The sequence below is a fragment of the Bradyrhizobium sp. genome, assembly GCF_016462955.1.
Classification (GTDB): domain Bacteria; phylum Pseudomonadota; class Alphaproteobacteria; order Rhizobiales; family Xanthobacteraceae; genus Bradyrhizobium.
Window position 1 is genome coordinate 3,742 of record NZ_JAEMSD010000227.1, and the last position, 1,693, is coordinate 5,434.

The window sequence follows — 1,693 nt, forward strand, 5'->3', positions numbered from 1 at the left end:
CCGCGACAACAGGCCCGAGGCGCAGACCCAGATCGCCGGCTCGATCGCACGCGTGCCGTTGATGCAGGGCGAGCCGATCCGCGAGCAGAAGCTGGTGCGGGCCGAAGGCTCCGGCTTCATGGCCGCGATCCTGCCGTCGGGCATGCGGGCCGTCTCCACCGAGATTTCAGCCGAGACCGGCGCCGGCGGCTTCATCCTGCCGAACGACCGCGTCGACATCGTCCTGACCCGCCGCCTGAAGAATCCCGACGGTGTGAACGGCGACAACAACGATCTCATCGTGTCCGAGGTCATCCTGAGCAACATCCGTGTGCTCGCGATCGACCAGGCGCCAAAGGAAAAGGACGGCCAGAACGCCGTGCTCGGCAAGACCGTCACGCTCGAGCTCAGGCCCGATCAGGTCGCCACGCTCTCGGCCGCGCGCCAGGGTGGCACGCTCCAGCTCGCGCTGCGGAGCATCGTCGACGCCAACGCGACGGAAGGCACGATCGAGAAGGAAGCCAAGCGCTCCGATGGCGTCAACGTCATCCGCTACGGGGTGCAGGCACGGCAAGTGACGTCACAGAAGTGATGGGGACAGCATGAACTACGGGGGTGATCGGACGGGCCTGCGCATTCGGGGGAAGCGCGCGCGCTCGTTCTTTGCGGGGACGATGCTGATGCTGGGGCTGCTCGCGGCGCCCGGCATCGTGGGCGCAGCCGATGCGCCGGTCGGCGACCAGGCACCAATGCAGGCGCCGGATCTAGGCCTGTCGCCGGTCGCGACGGCCGCATCTGCGAGAACGCGCTTTCTTTCGCTTGGCATAGGCAAATCCGTCGTCATCGACCTGCCGCGCGAGGTCAAGGACGTGCTGGTGGCGGATCCCAAGATCGCCAACGCGGTGATCCGCTCGGCCCAGCGCGCCTATATCATCGGTGGCCAGGTCGGCCAGACCAACGTCGTGTTCTTCGCCGCCGACGGCCAGCAGGTCGCCTCCTACGACATCGCGGTCAAGCGCGACCTCAACGGCATGCGCGCCGCCCTGCGCCAGTCACTGCCGGGCGTGCAGATCGAAGGCGTCGGCGACAGCGTGATGCTGACCGGCTCGGTGACGAGCCCGGTCGAGGCCCAGCAGGCCGGCGACGTCGCCGCAAAACTGGTCGGCGGCGCGGACAAGGTCGTCAACAACATCATCGTGCGCGGCCGCGACCAGGTGATGCTCAAGGTCGTGGTCGGCGAGGTGCGCCGCGACATCGTCAAGCAGCTGGGCGTCGATCTCAGCGCCAGCCTGAATGCCGGCACGGCCGTGGTGAACTTCAACAACTCCAACCCGTTCTCGGTCGCGGGCGGGCCGATCGTCGCCAGCAACGGCCTCGGCGTCGCCGGCCTCGCCAAGGGCGTCGCCACCGTCAGCGCCACGATGCGGGCGATGGAAAGCGCCGGCGTGATGCGAACGCTGGCCGAGCCGAGCCTGACCGCGATCTCGGGCGAGTCCGCCACGTTCGTCGCCGGCGGCGAGTTCCCGATCCCGGCAGGATATACTTGCGATCCGGTCACCCGCTCCTGCGCCACCCAGGTCACCTACAAGAAGTTCGGCATCTCCCTGAACTTCACCCCGGTCGTGTTGAGCGAAGGCCGCATCAGCCTGCGCGTGATGACCGAGGTTTCGGAGCTGTCGAACACGAACTCGATCACGTTGACACAGGCGGTGTC

General features: G+C 67.5%; 2 protein-coding genes. Both read left to right on the top strand.

The features are described from left to right. Positions 1-571: Flp pilus assembly protein CpaB (gene cpaB, locus JHD07_RS21900; RefSeq protein WP_291625679.1), on the top strand; the 571-nt coding region annotated here is incomplete at its 5' end. 10 nt (positions 572-581) lie between these two features. Then, the coding region (locus tag JHD07_RS21905) for a pilus assembly protein N-terminal domain-containing protein (protein WP_291625689.1) at positions 582-1,693 on the top strand (1,112 nt) is incomplete at its 3' end.